This is a genomic window from Halorhabdus amylolytica (genome assembly GCF_004944975.1).
GTDB classification, from domain to species: domain Archaea; phylum Halobacteriota; class Halobacteria; order Halobacteriales; family Haloarculaceae; genus Halorhabdus; species Halorhabdus amylolytica.
This window is the reverse complement of sequence record NZ_SPQG01000020.1, coordinates 1-18,527: the sequence shown is the minus strand read 5'-3', so window position 1 is coordinate 18,527 and position 18,527 is coordinate 1. Positions and strand designations below refer to the sequence as shown.

General features: G+C 55.6%; 19 protein-coding genes and 1 pseudogene. 9 read left to right on the top strand and 11 right to left on the bottom strand.

Features of this window, described 5'->3' with window-relative positions:
• Window positions 1-20 precede the first annotated feature (20 nt).
• The 5 genes from E3374_RS16185 to E3374_RS16165 all read right to left on the bottom strand — a co-directional run bounded on the left by E3374_RS16185 (window position 21) and on the right by E3374_RS16165 (window position 4,865).
• Complete coding sequence (locus tag E3374_RS16185; RefSeq protein ID WP_136689995.1) at window positions 21-1,223, bottom strand: hypothetical protein; 1,203 nt, start codon at window positions 1,221-1,223, stop codon at window positions 21-23.
• Window positions 1,220-2,881, bottom strand: coding sequence for an ATP-dependent helicase (locus tag E3374_RS16180; RefSeq protein WP_136689994.1), 1,662 nt, complete (start codon window positions 2,879-2,881; stop codon window positions 1,220-1,222). Before E3374_RS16180 ends, E3374_RS16185 begins: the two co-directional genes overlap by 4 nt.
• Complete coding sequence (locus tag E3374_RS16175) at window positions 2,878-3,864, bottom strand: hypothetical protein (RefSeq protein WP_136689993.1); 987 nt, start codon at window positions 3,862-3,864, stop codon at window positions 2,878-2,880. The genes E3374_RS16180 and E3374_RS16175 overlap by 4 nt, the downstream gene beginning before the upstream one ends.
• Entirely contained in the window at window positions 3,857-4,150 is a 294-nt protein-coding gene (locus E3374_RS16170) for a hypothetical protein (RefSeq protein ID WP_136689992.1), read from the bottom strand. The genes E3374_RS16175 and E3374_RS16170 overlap by 8 nt, the downstream gene beginning before the upstream one ends.
• Before the next feature lie 502 nt (window positions 4,151-4,652).
• On the bottom strand, window positions 4,653-4,865 hold the full coding sequence (locus E3374_RS16165; RefSeq protein ID WP_136689991.1) for a hypothetical protein: 213 nt from the start codon (window positions 4,863-4,865) through the stop codon (window positions 4,653-4,655).
• 476 nt (window positions 4,866-5,341) lie between these two features.
• On the opposite strand from E3374_RS16165, the gene E3374_RS16160 reads away from it, so the two are divergent.
• From E3374_RS16160 to E3374_RS16135, 7 genes are all read left to right on the top strand, one after another.
• Window positions 5,342-6,148: a hypothetical protein gene (locus E3374_RS16160; protein WP_136689990.1), complete on the top strand. Its 807-nt coding sequence runs from the start codon at window positions 5,342-5,344 to the stop codon at window positions 6,146-6,148.
• Window positions 6,149-6,195: 47 nt separating this feature from the next.
• Window positions 6,196-6,324: a ribbon-helix-helix domain-containing protein gene (locus tag E3374_RS17795; protein WP_248299515.1), complete on the top strand. Its 129-nt coding sequence runs from the start codon at window positions 6,196-6,198 to the stop codon at window positions 6,322-6,324.
• On the top strand, window positions 6,321-6,512 hold the full coding sequence (locus E3374_RS16155; RefSeq protein ID WP_136689989.1) for a hypothetical protein: 192 nt from the start codon (window positions 6,321-6,323) through the stop codon (window positions 6,510-6,512). Before E3374_RS17795 ends, E3374_RS16155 begins: the two co-directional genes overlap by 4 nt.
• Window positions 6,509-6,856: a hypothetical protein gene (locus tag E3374_RS16150; RefSeq protein WP_136689988.1), complete on the top strand. Its 348-nt coding sequence runs from the start codon at window positions 6,509-6,511 to the stop codon at window positions 6,854-6,856. The genes E3374_RS16155 and E3374_RS16150 overlap by 4 nt, the downstream gene beginning before the upstream one ends.
• Window positions 6,857-6,858: 2 nt before the next feature.
• Entirely contained in the window at window positions 6,859-7,497 is a 639-nt protein-coding gene (locus tag E3374_RS16145) for a hypothetical protein (RefSeq protein ID WP_136689987.1), read from the top strand.
• Window positions 7,498-7,499: 2 nt separating this feature from the next.
• Entirely contained in the window at window positions 7,500-8,309 is an 810-nt protein-coding gene (locus E3374_RS16140; protein ID WP_136689986.1) for a hypothetical protein, read from the top strand.
• 175 nt (window positions 8,310-8,484) lie between these two features.
• Window positions 8,485-8,814: a hypothetical protein gene (locus E3374_RS16135; protein ID WP_136689985.1), complete on the top strand. Its 330-nt coding sequence runs from the start codon at window positions 8,485-8,487 to the stop codon at window positions 8,812-8,814.
• A 179-nt stretch (window positions 8,815-8,993) separates the two neighbouring features.
• Here E3374_RS16135 and E3374_RS16130 read toward each other — a convergent pair whose 3' ends face one another.
• From E3374_RS16130 to E3374_RS16105, 6 genes are all read right to left on the bottom strand, one after another.
• On the bottom strand, window positions 8,994-10,259 hold the full coding sequence (locus E3374_RS16130) for a hypothetical protein (protein WP_136689984.1): 1,266 nt from the start codon (window positions 10,257-10,259) through the stop codon (window positions 8,994-8,996).
• 3 nt (window positions 10,260-10,262) lie between these two features.
• A complete protein-coding gene (locus E3374_RS16125) occupies window positions 10,263-10,550 on the bottom strand; it encodes a hypothetical protein (RefSeq protein ID WP_136689983.1) in 288 nt (95 codons plus the stop codon).
• Between the two features lie 7 nt (window positions 10,551-10,557).
• Window positions 10,558-13,611 (bottom strand): hypothetical protein, encoded by a 3,054-nt coding sequence (locus E3374_RS16120; protein ID WP_136689982.1) that lies wholly within the window; start codon window positions 13,609-13,611, stop codon window positions 10,558-10,560.
• A gap of 109 nt (window positions 13,612-13,720) precedes the next feature.
• On the bottom strand, window positions 13,721-14,137 hold the full coding sequence (locus tag E3374_RS16115; protein ID WP_136689981.1) for a hypothetical protein: 417 nt from the start codon (window positions 14,135-14,137) through the stop codon (window positions 13,721-13,723).
• Window positions 14,138-14,208: 71 nt separating this feature from the next.
• Window positions 14,209-14,826: a tyrosine-type recombinase/integrase gene (locus E3374_RS16110; RefSeq protein ID WP_136689980.1), complete on the bottom strand. Its 618-nt coding sequence runs from the start codon at window positions 14,824-14,826 to the stop codon at window positions 14,209-14,211.
• Between the two features lie 91 nt (window positions 14,827-14,917).
• Window positions 14,918-16,258: a site-specific integrase gene (locus E3374_RS16105; RefSeq protein ID WP_136689979.1), complete on the bottom strand. Its 1,341-nt coding sequence runs from the start codon at window positions 16,256-16,258 to the stop codon at window positions 14,918-14,920.
• Window positions 16,259-16,328: 70 nt separating this feature from the next.
• Here E3374_RS16105 and E3374_RS17790 point away from each other — a divergent pair.
• Both E3374_RS17790 and hcp read left to right on the top strand, forming a co-directional pair.
• A pseudogene (locus E3374_RS17790) lies at window positions 16,329-16,712 on the top strand (glutathione S-transferase family protein); the annotation flags it as partial.
• 255 nt (window positions 16,713-16,967) lie between these two features.
• On the top strand, window positions 16,968-18,275 hold the full coding sequence (gene hcp / locus E3374_RS16095) for a hydroxylamine reductase (protein ID WP_211194999.1): 1,308 nt from the start codon (window positions 16,968-16,970) through the stop codon (window positions 18,273-18,275).
• Window positions 18,276-18,527: the final 252 nt, after the last annotated feature.

Genomic DNA, 18,527 nt, shown 5'->3' with positions numbered 1-18,527 from the left:
GCGCGTCGTAGAAAGAAAGGCTACTGTCGGTTGCTGGCCCGCATAGCCCGGAGTGCCTTCCGTCGTTGGTCCTCTTCGTCGTCGGTGTCCTCGAAGAGTCTCAAGTAATCGGGGTGCGTCCCGTTGTTGCCTTCGTAGTATGGGATCGTTGCCCCACGGGATCGAAGGGCTTCAACCGCCTTCCAGAACGCTCCCCCGGACGGATAGCGGGTCACGTCCCGAGTTATCCCCTCTTCACGGGCTACAACCTGCAGGGCGTCAACTGGTTGGTTTGCCGCCCGGTAGATCCAGGTTTCATTTCCGTTAATTCGGTCGTATCCTAGCCGAGTGCCACTGTCTGAGTGTTCCCAACTCGGATTATAGGACTTCCGAACGCCCAACTCTTCGGTTAGTCCGGACCGTAGCCGTATATCCGACGCCGTGACGTGCTTAATCGCACTGAATACGTCGTCCATGTCGTCGGTCGTGTTCATATCCGCCAACTCTTCGGGCGGTGTAAGGTCTTCGAGGGGCGTTCTCTCGGCTTGTTCATCCGGGTCTATACTCGCCCGGCGTTTCGTCGTCGGGTTGGCATAGGTATCTACCACCGACGCCACCGCGTCCGTTGCTTCCGGGAGTTCGTCGGTCGGGGTTCCGCGAACGTGTTCCCACGTGAAGCCCGTCATTCGTGACCGATAGTAGATTTCTATGTGGCCCCGCGTGCCGAACTCGGCGTTTACCGTCGTTACCGAACCCGGTAGCGTTCCACGGGCCAACTGGTGAAGTCCCGCTTTGTCCTTGTCGCTGTCAAAGTAGGACCGGCTCACGAACAACGGGCCACCGATTTCTGCCGCCACATCCCACACTTCACCGGGGATTTCACCGTCAACTATCACGTCGTCGTAGTCAATGAACAACAGGGACGGGTCGGCCACGTCCGGACCCGGCGTATCCGGTCCTTCATGCGGGAGTAGCAACGTCGGCCCCACCTTTTCGGGCGGGTCGTCAGGGAATCCATAGTGTTCATGCAACAGTGACGCCCCTAAGTCGGCTGCAGCTTTTGCCTGTGAGTAGTCCGTTCGTGGGTCAACGTCACCGTCCTGTTTCCATTCAGTTTTGTAGCAGTGACCTGCTTTCCACGGCGCTCGCGGTTGCTTCACCTGAAAGTCCCACAGAACCCAATAGTCCCACTGTTTGACTGGATCGGGGATGTGAACGCCGTCCGTGACGATCTCGCGGGTCATGCTATCACCGCCTGGTTTCGTCGGACTTTCTCAATTGGCGGGGCGGTCGGTCCCTTGAAGTATCCATCAACAAGGTGCAACTCTTCGCTGGCCCGCGTTGCACCCACGTAATAGACTCTGTGCTCCTCTGCAGCGTGGTCCGGGTCCCGACTATACCGTTTCACCGTATTGTCCGACGTGGTAGTGAAGAGGTACACACACGGCGCTTCGAGGCCCTTAGCCGTGTGGATCGTTCCGACCTGAACCTCTTCCGGGTTGATTGCTGCTGTGGTATCAACCGCGTTTCGGAGAACGTCGCGTTTCCAGCCACTCAATTGGAGCTGTTGAACGATGTCCGTAGCGTCCTCGAAGCCACTGAACGCGGGCGCTATCGCGTCCGCGTCTATTATGCCACCTAATCGGCTTCCGAGGTTGCTGCGCCGGTTGTCGCCGTCAGGCAAGGCCCGGAGTACCTTTCTGACATTCAGCCACGCAAACGCGCCACTGTCGTTTTGGTAGTTGTTCAGGAACGCCAGGTATTGCCCCAGATCGCCACGCCAGACACCGCCGCGTGAACCCAACACCTCGAAGGGGATACCAACGTCCCGAAGGTGGTTCTCAAGCTGTCGAAGTTGGCGATTCGTCCGTGTGAGCAGAAATACAGACGGGTCACTGTCGTAGGTGTCTGTAGACTCTGTAATCGCGTCCCGAAGTTCGTACTTGTCCCGAAGCGATCCCCACGTCACTGTCCCACCGGCTTCATATCCCTCGAAGCCACGCGGGTCCGTTCGTTCGTGGGCTGCTAGAACCGAACTTCCCACGTTGGCTATATCTGCCGGGCAACGGCGGGATTCCGTCAATTCAATTTCGTCGTCGGTGTCCGTGTTCTCGAAGTAGTACGGCGTCCCGCCACGGAACGAATAGATGGACTGGTTCGGATCGCCCGCTACATAGATTCGGTCAATCCGCCCGTCGTCACGCCACAACTTGTATAGCTGATATTCGAGGGGTGCAAAGTCCTGAAATTCGTCAATCAGGAGAACGTCAACGTCAGGCACTAACCGACTCTCATAGGCCAACTTCACGTAATCCCCATGCTCGAAGCGCCGTAGGTCGTAGGCGTGACGCTTGAAGTCGTCCCACTCTCTGAGTAGCGCCTTCACGCGGTCGCCTGCTATCTCAATATCCTGGGGGGCGTCACGCCACTGGTCCGGTGATTTGACCGTCTGCGTCAGATAGTCATTGATAGCGAACAGCTTGTTCCCGACCTTATCCGTCGTCTCTTCACCGGCCAAGAGTTTTCTAGGGTCGGCGGCGTCGGGATCGTAGGTCATTCCCTGGCGTTCTGCGAACGCCGCATATGGGTCCGTTTCGTCGTCGCCAAAGTTACCCTGTTGAATAACCTGTGTCGTGACGTTCTCCGGGTCAATCTGCCCGTCTCGAATTACTAACGACAGGGCTAACCCATGCAGCGTTTTCGCCCGGTCTGTGGCGTCGTCGGCGTTCGGGAATATCTCTTCTAACTCCGGTTCAACGTCCTCGCGTCCGCTATTGGTGAAATTTAGCCACCAAAACCCGTAAGCGTTCACCCCGTCGCGTTTTTCGGCTTCGAGTTTCTGCCGAAGAGTGTAGGTTTTCCCACCGCCAGGAACGCCGTCAATCTGAATTACGTCGGTCATGCTTTCACCTCACTGTGTGAGGGGTCGCTACCACCCACTACGTCGTCCTCTGAAATGCCGAGTGATTCAGGGTTGAACGGGTACACGCGCGTTCGGGTATCCCACGCCCATTTTCGTTGCTCACTCCCGCTGTATAGGTCGCCACGGTCGATTAGGTCACGGACAAGCGTGGATTTGTATTCGAGATTCTTTCCTGCCGATTCCAGTTGATCGGATAGGAAACTTCCCTGAACCCACGCTATCGGCCCCTCTGTAGGGGCGTCGTCGCACACTGTAGCGTTATCTCCGTCGTACCACACGGCAGCAACGTCGTTGCCCATTTTTTCCCGGTCGCCAACCGGAATTAGGTTGTTTTTCAGATATTCAAGCACCCGGTCAGCCACCGCGTCCGACGCCGTTTCATCAACGACACTCACGACTTCCGATTGTTCCTGCCAGCGTTCCCGAATCGCTTCCCAGTCCTCTTTTTCAATTTCTACGAGTTCATAGAACTGGTTCGCTATCTTTTCCTGCAGTGCGCCACCGCTACCACTCACCATTTCCGACGCGGTGAACTCTAATTCCTTCGTCCGGCCCGCGAACGTGAGTGTCACCTTCCACACCGTCGTTTCCCCACCGTGGACTTTGACGCTATGCGTTCCGTCGATAATCTGCGCCACTTCGTCGGTGAGTAGCTTGTCCTTTTGCTCTTCTTTGTCCAACTGGTTCATCTCCGCAAACCACTCTTTCAACTCTCGCCGGATTTTGGTAGCGTCAACGGCGCTGCGTCCTTCTAACGACATTTCAACGCTATTCAAAAATTGGCCTTTGAGGGTCGCACTCCCGAAGATCTTGGTGTTGTACTCACCACTCTCTAGGGTTTCACCGTTCGCTTTCGCGGTGAGTCGAATCTGCCCGCCCGAGAGTGGTTCGTATTCTAACGTCAGGTAGCCGTCTGCCAGCGATTCAGTGACGGGGCCGACACTTTCTGCCGCGTCACTCATAGCTATCACCCCGAACACCGACCGCTTCGAACTCTTCGACCATTCCCCGCCAGTGGCTCGCCACTTTCTTGGGGTCAATCTCCGCAGATTCGTTGAACTCCTCTTCTATACGCCACTCAACAGGGTTCGGGTTGCCTTTCCACGTTTTCATCAACTTGGCCGTCGAAAAACTGATACAGCCAGGTGTTCCGTCGATCTCCAAGAACACCTGCCAATTCTCTAATTTCCATTGATGGATAGCAACCCTGCTTGTCCCGTTGAGAATTTCCTGGGTCCGAATAGTCATGCGAACCACCCCCAAACGTTCTTGCCATTCTTACGCGCGTAAGGGCTGAGAGCAAAGGGGGGTCGATTTTCGACCCCTTTGCCTGAACCCCCCAAGAACCCCAAGAACCCCAAGAACGCCTTTGCCTTCTTGCGGTCGTTATTCTTGGGTAATGCTGGGTAGGTGAGAACCAAGGGGGTATAGAAACGACCCGGCAGGCTGCGGACACACGCGCGATTAATGGCTCGCTTCATTCGTCGCCACCCCCCAACCACTCATTCCAGCACTCGTTTGAACAAATCCCGGTTTGGTGCTGCTCGCGGTAAATCGAACCTTCCGGCGCGTCGGATTTCTCCGCGAACTTAGGTTCGTACTCCTTACCGCAGTTGGGGCATACTTTACTCATCTCCATCACCTGAGTTGCGACAGAACGGACACCCGTCGTCTGTGATCAGACTCTGAGTTTTCCGAGAGATCGACCGGCCACATTCGGGGCACCGCTTTTGCCCGATTGTTGGCGCAGTCATTCGGGCGTCACCTCCTCAAGAAGCATATCCGCAAGTTCGGCCACCGGCAATTCGGTTTCCGCCAGGTCTTCGAGGTCACCGGCGTTCTCTGCAAGAGGTTCGTACACCTCAACCCCGCACTCGCGGCACTCCACGTTTTCAGGATCGGTATAGAAAACACTGGATGAACCGCAAGAGGGACAACCGAACTCGGCGCGTCCCTTACTCATCGTTCCACCTCCCGAGATCGGACTGTTCGCTGTTCTGCCGGCGTTTCCAGGCGTCGTATTTCTCGCCAAGCTCTTCTATCGGCGTATCTTTGGGACACTCCCACAGGAATCTCGCGGTCGAATGGGTCGGAAGCCCGTGATTCGGTGGGTTTGATTGTTCGTCGGTGCTACCGTCGTTGTGGGCGCTCTTACGAGCGTCCCGCCCTCGGGTCGGACGGTCATCTTTGGTAGGTTGGGCGTCCGGCCCGAGTGAGGCGTTCGTTGCCATGGTTTTGCGTTCTCCTGTGAACGCTCGCCTGGCACCGGGGAATTAAGACCACGGACAACCAATATTCAGTTGCTTACTGGTTGTGTGGCCGCTTCCCAGGCGGCCAAGCGTTCTAACCCGATTAGTTCGGGGTTTCCGTCTCGCGTTCACACGATACTCATACGGACTGGGGATAAATATAAGTAGATCCAGTTTCAAAGCATTGAATATGGGAGAGAAACCCCAAGTAAACGGTGATAGAGGCATTTTGACCGAAAAGGATCGAAAATACCTCGTTGGAGATGTGGACTTGTCACAATACAAGAATCCACAAAAGCAGGATAATTTGTTTCGGCACCGGATTAGGGAAAGGGTAGAGCGCGGTATTAAGGATTTCATTTTCATTGATAAGTATTTATCAAAAGAAGATTGGGATAAGATTCTCGAAGACTGGAAAGAGTTTGAATCTGAAATTGAAACAGAAGCAAGTGAAACTGGTGAAGTTCCGTCACCTCAAAACCATGAGTACCCTGATGTGCTTCAGGGCCTTCACTCCGGGATAGCCATTATTCTCAATGTTATGGCCGAAATACAGGGGAGAGACTACGCTTTGTCATTCCTTGAAGAGAATCTCAAAGAGGTCATTCAAACACAAACTGCATTGGAGAATGACGAGTTTTACTACGGTGAAATCACTTTCCAACTGGAAAAACTTGAAAATAATACGGTGGACTTAGATGATGCCTTTGAGTTGTTGGTGGACGCGGTTGAAGCGAGAGAATACGATGAGGAACAAGATGATCTCGTAGAAGAAATAAGCGAACTGCTAGATGACTTCGTGGACCAGTTGCCAGATATGCCGAACTCTGATTATGTTGCATTAATTGATATGCTTCACTTATCTGGCCGATTGTCTTCCGAAGAGGAATATCAACTATTGCGAAAGGTGATGTGGGCGAAAGTATGGGAAGTTCAGGAACAAGCAATGCGTCAAGCAATACAAGATTGGCATTTAGATCCTGAGAAAGTGCTTTGACTGCCTGGCCTTCTACCTTTTTGGGATAATAGCCCTATTATTCGCATATGGAACGCATTGAGGCGATGGTTCCACCGCCACTCAAAGACGACCTCGAACAGTACCGCAAACACCACGGCTTCGAGAATCGTTCACAGGCAATCCGGGCGCTACTCCGGCGAGGGTTGGAACAATGACCGAACGCACAGGGCTACTCAACATCCAGCTTTCCAGTCCCGAGGATCAAGAAGTGTGGCAACAGGCAGAGCAAGCCGTCGCTCAGACGCTTGGAACCGATTCTGACGACCTTAGCCGGTCGGACGTAGCGCGTGAACTCGCGGAAGCCTACACCGGACAGAACCCACTCGGAGCGTGGCAAGAATGACTGAAGAGAAACACGACATTCCACCGTGGTTCATGCCGTCTGGCGATGATCCTGTTGTGATCGGTAAACCACGCGGGGACGCCGAGAAAGAGAACCTTGAGGAAGAGGGCGAGCTACTGGATGAAAACCTGTGTCCGCATTGTGGCGAATCGTACGAAAAAGAGGAAGACGGGCGCTATATCCACGACTACCGCCCGGTTGAAGGAAATGGCACATGGCAAAGGATGGGCGGTACGGAATATTGGTCGGGCGAGATCGAACCGGCGGAGTGGTGTACCCAAGCGGGTCGCCAGCGAATAGAACAACTGCCCTGGAGTTACAATAAAGTCAGACATGGGTGGTAATCATGAGTACTGATAACTACGATTCGGGCGACGGCGATGAAACGGTTCAAGATGACGGTTCGGTCGATCAGAAACTCAAGAACCGGATCATCGACGCGCGAAAGCGGGTTGATGAACGCGAGGATCAGCTGTTCGTCCAGGGCCTTGCTGCCGGGATTAGCCGGGAAGAGAAAACTCAGGCGTGGGGGACAGTAGTCAGGCAATATATCAGAGCGATTGAACCGCTACTCAAATCTGACGACGTGAAAAAGGCTGAATACTATTACCTGCAGGCGTATATCGGGAAACAGGAAATCCCGCCACCCGACGGCGAATATCCGTGGTCGGAACTAGCATACGCGGACAACACTTGGGCGCTGTTCACTGAATACGGACTTCCGGCCAACATTGACCTACCGGAGCCACAGGAAATCGAATTTGAAGGCTTGTATTCCGTTCTCAAGCAAAAACAAGTGAGCGCTCAGTGGCAGGTTGACCTAAAACCTGAATCGTTCGGGCCGGGAGGGGAACAGGACCGACTCGGCGTCTCTTATCCGGTGCCGAAAGAAGTTCTTGAGGAAGCTGTCTCAACAGCGGACGAGTTCTTGCAACAGGCGGGAATCGGCCTTGAAATCGGCAAGGAGCCACACGGAAACACGTAATCATGTCTCTCGACGCGCCTACAGAGTTCTTTGATTCGTCGGATCACCCGCTGGCAGAGATGTATAGAAACCGGGTCGAACAGAACCGGGACCTAGTCATCCTCATTACGGACAGTAGCAACGACAGAGGCACCGGCAAAACTACAGAGGCCCTTCGGTTGGCTCACGGCATGGATCGGACTGAGGAAGGGCTGACGACCGAGAAAGTGGCTCTGAATCCACACCCACTGATTGAATCCTATACGCAGCAACCCCGTGGCTCTGGGTTGGTCCTCGACGAAAGCGAAGTCGGCTTAGACAAGTACAAGGCCGGGTCTGGCGTCAATCGCGCGATTCGAGAACTTGTGAGTACCGGGCGGGTTGAAGAGAAATACCTAATCCTGAACGCGCCAGCGGATCACTTGGTAGATAAGGACCTGAAAACGCTCGTCGACGTGTGGATTTTGGTGGAACGACGGGGCTTTGCCAACGTCTATCGGATGGACTGGAATCCACACCAAAGCCACGAACTCACGCACAAGATGGGAACGGTTGAATGGGACCCAATCCCAAAAGACAGTGACGTGTACGACGTGTATCAATATCTCACGGAAAAGAAAGAGGCTCGCCTGCGTGGTGACGACGGCGACGACTATGTGAAGCGGTCTAAAGTGAAGGATATGGTTGATTCGGCCAAGAAAGAAGCCACACAGGAAACTAGGAACGAACTCATCCAGAAGATGAAGGCCAAGGGGCTTTCAAACCCTGAGGTCGGTGATATTGTTGATCTTAGCCCCTCTCGCGTCTCTCAAATTGTGAACAGTGGCGACTAAAGGCGTCGTATAGTGAAATCGCCAGACGGCACACGATTACTATAACCTGATTCGCCATTAATTAGCAGCATACCGACTATACTATACGCGCATACTCTTCTGACTCTCCCCGGTTCAGGTAGGGCGCGTGTGCATAGGGGAAACAATTAACGAACTGGAACAATCCAGTAAGCGCATGGACTATGTGAATGGTGACGACGTGACGAACAACAAACACCTCGCGGAAGCGATTGATGTGACTCGGGAAGGGAGTGCACAACCTGGATCGGCAGGGTATGATGAACCGGGAAGCGCAGGACCGGATCACACGCTTCGGGATTCGACGTTTACCGTGGCTATTGAAGAGCTCAGGAAGATTGAGGCGGCACCGGCAGAAAGTCAGGAAGAAATTGAGGAAGTGATCGAATTACTGCAGCGGGGGCGAAATGCTTCTAATGAACACCGGGCGAGAGTCATGGCAGAAGCTCACGAAAAGCTACAAGATATTTGGGTCCCACCGGAATAGCGATTACTCAAGCAACGCACTTGTGGCCCGCTTCACTTCGTCTCCCAGGCCGTATTCTTTCAGCAATCGCTTTGCATAGTTTCGCCCGATCCGGCACTTTCGGGAAAAATCCAGTAACGTCTCACTCTCACGGGCGTACTGTTCCACCTGTCCCCTGGTTAGGTGTCGTGGTAGCTCTGTCATGGCATGAAATCACTCATATCCTGTTTGTCGTCGCTATCCATCCCAAGCATCTCCCCTAAAGCTTCCTGGCGGCCTTTCTGCGCGTCGCCCATGTCGAAGCCACGGCCTGGGTCGTCGCGGGTGTCCTCGAACAGGCCACCTTCGGACTCTTCAACAGCAAAGCGTGACTCTCGCGCTTGTGTCGGGTCCGGTCCTATGTCTAAGGATGTTTGTTGTGCTCTGTCGTCAACGAATCCGGGCGTCTTAGAACCGCTATTTCCACCGGAGCCTTGTTTCGGTGTTTCCGACCCGCCAGGTGTGGGGGTTGTATCGGACAACCCACTGTCCGGCGTGTCGATCCCCGGTAAATCCAGTGCATCCATGTTGGTAGCCCACTCTGCCGGCGACTCGGCCAGTGGTGCCTGTTCGTTCTCATCAACTTCTTGGGCACGGTCGCTTCGAGATTCGTGTTTCTTGGATGGATTCAGTGTATCAATACCGGGGAAATCATATTCTCCGGGGTTCTGTGACCACTTGATAGGGTCGCGCGTTGTGGGTGCGTGTTTCTGTTCGTCTAGCTCTTGCGCACGCTCTGACCGTTGCTCATGGCGCTCTCGAAGCGTCTGATAGTCACGGCCCGACCCAACCGGACGCCCGAACGAATCCGACTGCGAAAACGCAATATCAAATATGTCATCCTCAAAGCGTTGCTCTTCTCGAAGGAAGTCCAAAGCGTCCGTGTCCTGATTCAGTAGGGCAGGCTCTTTCGCACTGTCCACTCTGCCGGATTGTGCGCGTTCGGCTTGTCGGGCGCGTCGGCCACGGTTGCCTGTCTCTTCTTGGTCGGTTCGCTTTCCACCGATCCCTTGTGAAGCGCGTGTCTGTTGGGCACTCCCCTTGGCGTCTCTGACCTTCGAGAGTGCGGATTCCACACCCTCGCCAGGTTCGTAGTAATCCATCCACTCCGTGACGCCTTGGGACTGCATCGCGGCCTTCACAGCCATTGCCTCGAAGCCGTGTTGTTGCCAACTGAAATTTCTATGCTGGCGGTTGAGACTCTCGCGTTCGCTCTCAGAGAGTTTTGCTTTCCCGTAGCTCTGTCGGTCGCTTGTCTGTGATCCATAGCCTTCACTCTCAACGCGTTCAACGATCCTGTCCGGTGTGGATTCTTTCAGTTGAATCGTTTTCTCAACACGGCTATCTGACTCCGCTAGGAAGCCTTCGATCCGGCCCCGCGTATCGTTCGCTGCGTCACGTGATCCAAATTCAATTTTTCTGACCATGGTTCACCATAGTGGTCTGTTCTCGCGGTCGCTATCGCTCTCACCAAAGAACGGATCGAGCGCGTTGTTCCCTAGCGGCCAGTCATCAACACCTTCGAGGCGGTCGCTGTCGGATTCGTCGTAATCGACAATCTCGAAGCCTAACCGCTGCAGTTCCTCGCGGTCGCGTGGCTTGTCCGGGTCTAAATGATCCGGTCCTGGCGTCAACTCGCCTGCCGTGCCAAGTGGTTCTTTGCTCAGGTTCGGACCACGCACACCGGGCCACGCGCCGTCTGATGGGTATTCACTCATGAGTTATTCACCACGGGAGAGGGCCGTTATCCTCGTCGGGATCACCGAACGGGTCGTTTCCGGTCGGTTCAAAGCCACTGAACAGGCCACCGTTGGGTTGACTGTCTCCGCTTCCGCTCCCACCCAACGGATCGCGGAACTGAGTGAAGATCCCTTCCTCGGCCCGCCCCAACACACTGCTCTCCTCGCGTCCATCATCCGGCTCGGGGAGTTCGGAGGATTCCAATGTTGCTTGCCGTGGCGGCGTCTCATATCCGTATCCGAATGGGTAGCCATAGACATACGGGCTTCCGTACCCTTCCGGATATTCGTATCCTGGCGTTTCCTCTGTCACCTCCGCCGTCGCCTTTTGGGCCTGTGCGACTTCATTCATCAAGTCCGTCTGTTGACGGGCGGCAACGTCCTGTTGCGTGTCAGCCGCTTCTTGCGGCGTCGACATGGGACCAGCAATAACATCCTCTCTAGCAGCGGGGCGGGTCAACGGCGCAGCGACAGTATCCCAGCCGACCGTTGGCTCCTGTGCTTCCTCTAGCCTCTCAAGCCCGCCAGTCACCGGAAAGCCACTTCCGCCAAAGGCAGTCTCAACTCCGGCAGACGGTTCGAACCCTTCGCCTGGGGCCACCTCTTGCTGTTGGGCTTCCTCAATTCGCTCTGTCCCTTCACCGACAACTGCCCCGCCCCCAGTGGGAAACGTTCGCTCAAATGGATCTAAGTCCTCACGTCGCTGTCGCTCGCGGTTACTCGGCCCTGGTTGATCCACGGGTTCAGGCTCGGGCGCGTAGATGTCTTCCGCCGGGATCGTCGGCGTGGTCGCATCATCCTCTTCCTCTTCTCGAAGCAATCCCTCAGTGAGTTGGGTTTGTAACGTCCGTGGATCGGTCGTTCGCTCTGCGCTTGGGACCGGGAGTTCTGAACTCTCAAGATAGTCCCCACCAACGGCCGGAATCTCACCTTTGCCGGTTAGCGGCGTCTCACCGGGTTGGATTTCGGGTTCTTCGACTGCTACCTCGCCGCCGCTTGGGATCCCTAATTCACTTCCACGAACCACATCACCGTCTTCCGGCACCTGCATTTCGTCGCCAGCGAACACGCCGGACGTTGTGGCGGTCGCGCTTGCACTCGGATCCTCGCCAACGACTCTATTTGACAGGGTGGCAGTTGCACCGATCCCAAGACCAATTCCCGCAAGTGCTCCAGTTGACAATTCGCCGACCGGCGTGGGTTCAGCAACCGCGACGGGTGCAAGCACAGCGGCACCCTTGTAGAAGTCTTGTTCACCGGGAATCACATCATCAGCAGTCTCTCGAACGGGTTCGGTTGTTTCGCGGAAGCCACGCCGGAGTCTCACGCCTTCCTCGAACAATCCACCGACATATGGCAGGTCGGTCCCCACCATCCGCTCAATTTCAATGGCTTCCTCACCGGATTCAGACAGCGTGACTTCTAACTCTCCCTCGCCGGTTTCTGCCACGTTCACGTCTTCGCGTTCCAAGTCCGCACCAGTCTCGTATTCCAATTCATTCAGCGCGTCAATCGCAAGTGCATCTTGCACCTTCTCTTCTCCTGACTCGGAAAGCGTCGCTTCGTCGCCCATCAACTCCACGTCCGACGCGGTAAACCTCACATCGTCGTGCATGGGCAGAAACGTCCGATCTTGGTTAATCTTTTCTGCCGCTTGCTCGCGTCTGAATTGGTCGGTGAACTCCGCTCGCGCCCCACCTGACGGTGTGGCTTCAATGCCCGCAATATCACCCTCACTCACCTCTTCACGTCCAGTCAGCTGTTCTCGAAGCCTCGTTGCCGCCAAATCCTGTTGCGCTCCAAGGTCAAGCGTGAAGCCTTCATCCCCACGCGGCGCGGTCGGATTTAACCGCGAAGGTTGCTCGCGGGTAACATCCTCCGGCGTCACATTGATTGATGGAAGTTGCCGGTCAATCCGCCGGGCCGAAATCTCCGTTTGTGCGTCCTCGGTAAGTCCACCTCCGGCCGTCACGTCCTCTGGAAGCACTACCTGTCCGACTTCTGGCGTAAATGAACGGGCTTGCACCTCTCGCTGTAGGGTTTCATCCATACGCACCCCGTCGTCAGAAAACTGCAGGTCGGTACGTTGTACGTCAATCTGGCCGGTGGGATTGAGTTGGGTTTGAAGCGGATCTCGTGCGAATCGCTGCTCAACCTGTTCGGTCACTTCCCCCTGCCAATACTGTTCAATGTCGCTCTGCGCACCGTCCGCAAGTTGTGGCCTGAATCCCTCGTCGGTCTCTTGAAGCGTGATATCGCCCGCCCCAAAGGTAAGCTCCTCAACCGTTGCCTGTGAGTATCGCTCTGCGGCTTCCTGCCGGAGTTCGCTGCGGAAGCCTTCTTCAGTGTCGGCTTGTACGTTAAACTCATCATCTAAGCGCCCAGGTTCGTCAAACACGGAAGGGGTCTCAATACTCTCCGTTTCTTGCGTATCTTGCCCAGTAGTATCCTCGGTTGTCGGCCGAGGGTCAACAGGCCCATCAACGCTTTCGTCACTTGAACCGGGAAACGTCCGCGTTGTGCGGTCACTCCCACTGTCGGGACTACTGGAATCATCATCGCCGCCACTTGGTCGGTCGCCTGTCGCCCCGGTTGGATTGGATAACGGATCTGATGGGCTTGTCGTCTCGCCGGTATCATCCGGTGTGTCCGTGTCGCTGTCTGGATCGCTGTCGTAGGTTGGACTGTCCGTCCGACCGCCCGTCTCTGTATCGCGCCCTCGCGCCGGTTGGTCGGTCGGGTCCGATTCTGTCTCGTCGGTACTGTCATCCGGTCGGTCGCCAAACGACCCCGTTCCGCCCTCGTTTGCCTCTTCGTAATCGGTTGTATCGTCATCGCCGCTGTCACTATCAGTACCACCCGTAGAATCGCCCCCGCCAATGCCCGGAAACGTGCGAACCATACTGTCATATTCGCTAGATTCACTCAAAAAGGGAGTAGGCCAGGGGCGGATTAGGGTCCCCCACCCGTCGAGGTTCGGCGTCGGTTGGGACGTTCCAATGCTGTATTTCATTTCTTTATGGTTGTAACGGCATTCCACAACGGGTATGCTGTCCTATCGAACTATGCGCGATAGATAGGCCGTTGGAATCACGAATCGACGGGCACGCCGGATTTGATACCTCAAATTCGCTCTCAGTGTGCTCTGCTCAGTCCGCAAAGGCTTCGGACAACCCTTCAATCTCTTCGGGCGTCGTAATGATCCCGCTATGTTGGTCCTTGGTTCGTGGTTTGCCCTTCACGGTCAACGTTCCAAGGGGCAACGTGGCCCGAACACCCTCTACCTCGGGGCGCGCCTCCGAAGTTAGAACTTCCGAAGGGTTCTCAACCCTCTTGTTCTGGCCTTCGGGCACGCCGAGATACAGCCGCTCAATTTCCGCGTATGCGTGTCGGAGTAGTGAACGCACCATAGTGGGCCTGTACGTGGTGATTTGAAATCGGTCGGCGTCACCAAAGAATTGAATCCCGGTTTCCTGTTCGTTCCGACTCAATTCATTCCCCACACGGTTGGTAAGCTGGCGTCGGGTTCGTAGTTCGTCGTCGCTAGCTTTGTATCGCTCTGACATATGCAACCATAGGCGGGGGAAATGCATGAAAGCGGACGGCCAGGCGCGATATTCAGGAGAGAAGGGTATGGTTAGATAGTCTCGAAGTGGTCGTATTTTCGTTCTGTCGTCAGGATCGTAGCGTGTCGCAATCTGTTCCTAACGTCATAGAGTGTGTAGTCGTCATAGTCGTGTAGCAGCCGATAAGCGACTGAGTGCCGGAGTGTGTGGGCGCTTACGTCGTCGGGAGTGCCACGCCCCGCGTAGGTGTGGGGACGGACTGACGCCCGTTTCACGGCCTTCTTGACGACTTCATTGATCGCCTTGGGGGTGAGTCGGTCGGATTTTTGCGACGGGAACAACGCGTTGCTATTGTCGTCGCGCGTGTCCAAGTAAGACCGAAGAGTTCGGACTGTCGAAAGATCACCTTCCGGGTCTAACTCGAAAGTCGCGGGGTTCGGGCTATTGTCGTTCGGGTAGTCTTTTTGAATTTCTGCAGGGATCCGCAGCACACTGTCACGCAAATCTAGCATATCTTGGTTGACCTGAGATAGTTCCCCGCGTCGAAGCCCGGTGTCATACAGGACAGTTACGATTGCTTCGTCACGTTGCCCGTGGCGACCGTCATATGCCGCATCTCGCATTGATTCAACTTGGTTTGGCTTCAGCCACGAAACGTTTGAATCCGTAACCTCGGGTTGGTTAGGCATGGGTGGTATATAAAGAACTACGGCCCATCTAGGTAAAAACGTTTGGTTCTATTAGGAGAATCGAACGTTTCTATACCAAGTCGGAACTCTGCTATTCGTCCTCCTCGTTCATCCGCTCGTAAAGCATCTGCTTAATCTCGGGGTCGTCAAGCAGTTCATCCAGCGTGTCAATCTTATCCATCGTTTCCGTGTCGTCGGGATCCGTCTGCTTGTAGGATTCCGTCATCTTGTCGTCCATCTGGTTCTCGGCGGCCTTGGCGTCCGGCGTATAGACGGTTCCACACCGTGGACAGGCTTTCGCGCCAGGTCCTAACGGTTCACCACACGTATGGCAAATATCCGGTGATAGGGTGCTCTCTTCTTTCGCCTCTCGAATCCCTGCCGCCTCTTCCGCTGCTCGAATGTGGTCCTCGTCGGATAGGTGCGAATACGTCGTTTCCATCACGTTGGAATCCGGTGAGTGGCCGATAAGATGTTTCACCGTGGCGTCATCCATGTGGTACTCACGCTTGGCTATGGTCACGAAATTGTGCCGGATACTGTGGGGATTCAGTGGCTTGTCGATCTCGGCTTTCTCTTTGAGGTTCTTCATGGCATACTGCAGCGTGTTCGTGGACACCATTTGATCCGGGTCCGGGTTCGAGTACCTGGGTTTAGGCGTAATCAGGTACGCGTCGGGATTATCCGAAAATGGGTGATACCGTAGCCACTCACGGATTGATCCAACGGCACCAAGTAGCGGACGCTTTGATCCGTTTTCGTCGGCCCCCTTCAACCCCTCCGCCTCTGTATTGAGATAATAGACACCCTCATCGAGGTCTATGTCTTTGATCCGCAACGACCGAATGGCTGTATTCCGCTGGCCGGTGTAAAGGAGTAGGTCAAAAATCGCCAAGTCGCGGGGATGGTCGGCACTTTCCCGTATCTCCTCGATTTCTTCTTTCGTGAGCATATCCCGGTCATCAACGTGGGTGTCGTCACCGCTGATTAGCGTAATGTCGTCGGGATCAACGCCCAAATCTGCATGATAGCGATAGAACCGTCTGATACAGCCTTGTTCGTTCCGTATGGTGTTGTTCGCTAACCCGTCGTCTTTCACGTCCGGGTGACGGCCACTCCGTAAGTCCGTCATCAACTGGTTAATGTCGTCGGCTGTCGCTTCGGTAAGTGACGTATCGTACTCCTCGAAGGCTATCCGTTGGGCCGCCCGCTTGAGGTGTTGCATCCAGTAGCGCAGCGTCGTTGGCTTCTTTGATTTCGTATCATTCGCATATTCCCCCTCAGACGGTAGCATGACCGTCATATTCTCTGGATCGTAAGCGTTGCACAACTCTTGAATCCGGTCGCCGTCTGCCTCTGTCACGTCCCCTGAGTCAATGGCGTTTTGGAGCGTTCCTCGAGCTTCGCGGTAGTTCTTCCGTGGGTTAGTCATGTCCGTTCTAGTCGAACCCTCAATTCGTAGGGCCTTAATTCTACGGACTTCTCACAAAGTCATTTGATTAGTCTATCACACACACTTCATGTGCAACCACAAGCTGATCCGGGAGTACGACAACCTCTGGCCGTATCTGCGAGATGTTTACCAGACGGGCGGCACCGAGCGGAGCGAGGGGTCGCCGAACGAGCGAGCGGGGAGTGGGAGGTCGAGCGAAGCGAGACCTTCAGACGGTCGAACGGGGAGCAACGCGACCCGTGAAAGCGAAGCGACCCGCGAGCAGGGCGGTATCGCGGCAACCGTCAATATGGACCATATCAAGGAACACTACTACACCACTCATCCCGACGTGAGTCCCAAACGAATCGTTCCGAAAGGGCCCGATCCGGACTTCGAGGTCCCCCACGACAGGGACGACCTGCCCGGCGCTCCGCCGGCAGACCTTCGCTAACCTGAAACTGACACGATCTACCACTATCGTTCAAAGTTCTTTACGTTCGGATAGCCGATCGGGAATACAGTATACGAGCGAACAATCTACTTGAATTATCTGGCCGAACACCTTCGATCAGATTCCCAGCCGGTAGGGACCGTGTGGACGAGGTATATGGGTGGCGTCCGGACGCCCGACGCCACCACCCTACGGATCAGTGCGGAGGCGGAATCGTAGACGAGGTATATGGGTGGCGTCCGGACGGTGACGTGTATGATGGATTGCCTGCAGTGCGAGCAAACGCTCGACGGTGGCTGTACCGTCCAGGGCGTCTGTGGCAAGGATCCGGACTTGGATAGCGTTCAGGAGACGATGATCCTCGGGGCGAAGGGTGTCTCCGCGTACGCCCACCACGCCCGCGAGATGGGGTACGTCGACGAGGGCGTCGACGCGACCGTCCACGAGACGCTGTTCCACACGCTGACGAACGTCAACTTCGACATGGACGAAACGATCGGGCAGGCCCTGGACCTGGGCTCTGCCGCGATCGACGCCATGGAGCTGCTCGATCAGGCTCACATCGACACGCTGGGCAAACCCGAACCGGCGGAGGTCCCCGAAAATCAGGTTGAGGGCAAGTCGATCGTCGTCACTGGCCACGATCTGTACGCGCTGAAGGAACTGCTCGAACAGACCGAAGGCGAGGGAATTAATGTCTACACGCACTCGGAGATGTTGCCCGCCCACGGCTACCCCGAACTCGCCAAACACGACCACCTCAAGGGCAATGTCGGCGAGGCGTGGTTCGACCAGCGCGACCTCTTCGAGCAGTTCCCCAGTGCGATCGTCGGGACGTCGAACTGCCTGATGCCGCCGGTCGAGGGATACGCCGATCGGTTTTATACAACGACTGTCGCCGGTCTGGAGGAGGCGACTCAGATCGAGGACGGCGACTTCTCGCCGGTCATCGAACACGCGAAAGAACTGCCCGAACCCGATGCGGACGAGTGGAACAGCGACGAAACCCTCTCGATGGGCTTCTACCACGAGACCGTCCTCGACCTGGCGCCCCAGATCGTCGAGGCCGTCGAGGAGGGCAAACTCCGGCACTTCTTCGTCATCGCGGGCTGTGACGCACCCACGGACGGCCGCGCGTACTACCGTGAACTCGCCAAGAATGTGCCCGACGATTGTGTCGTCCTCACCACGGGGTGTGGCAAGTTCCGCTTCAACGACCTGGAATATGGTACCGTTCCCGGCACGGACATCCCGCGGTTCATCGACCTGGGGCAGTGTAACAACTCCATCTCGACGGTCAAGATCGCCCAGGCACTCGCGGAGGCCTTCGACTGTGGCGTCAACGACCTGCCGGTGAGCATTGTCCTCTCGTGGTTCGAACAGAAGGCCGTCGCCGTCCTGCTGGGACTGTTCGACCTGGGCATCCAGGACGTCCGCATCGGCCCGACGATCCCCGAGTGGCTCACCGACGACGTGGTCGAACTCCTCAACGACGAATTCGGCCTGCAGGCGATCGGCGATCCCGAAGAAGACCTCGCCGAGATGCTCGGCGAACCGGTCTGAGGGTCCGTATTTTGGAGTCCGTCCGAACCGACGGTTTGGACGGATACTCACCCTTACTGAGTATCATTCACGGGCTTATTGATTGCTTCGTCGCCACGTGTTCGCTGAATTATGTAAGGGCGTTCTACGATATCGAACAACGCTGCTGTACGTTCTGTATCACCATTTTTGAGAGTGATCTATTGGATTCTACGAGTGGGCCGTGGTGAATCGCTAGACGTAGCTTGATTTCACTGTTTCACTGCCTGGTTG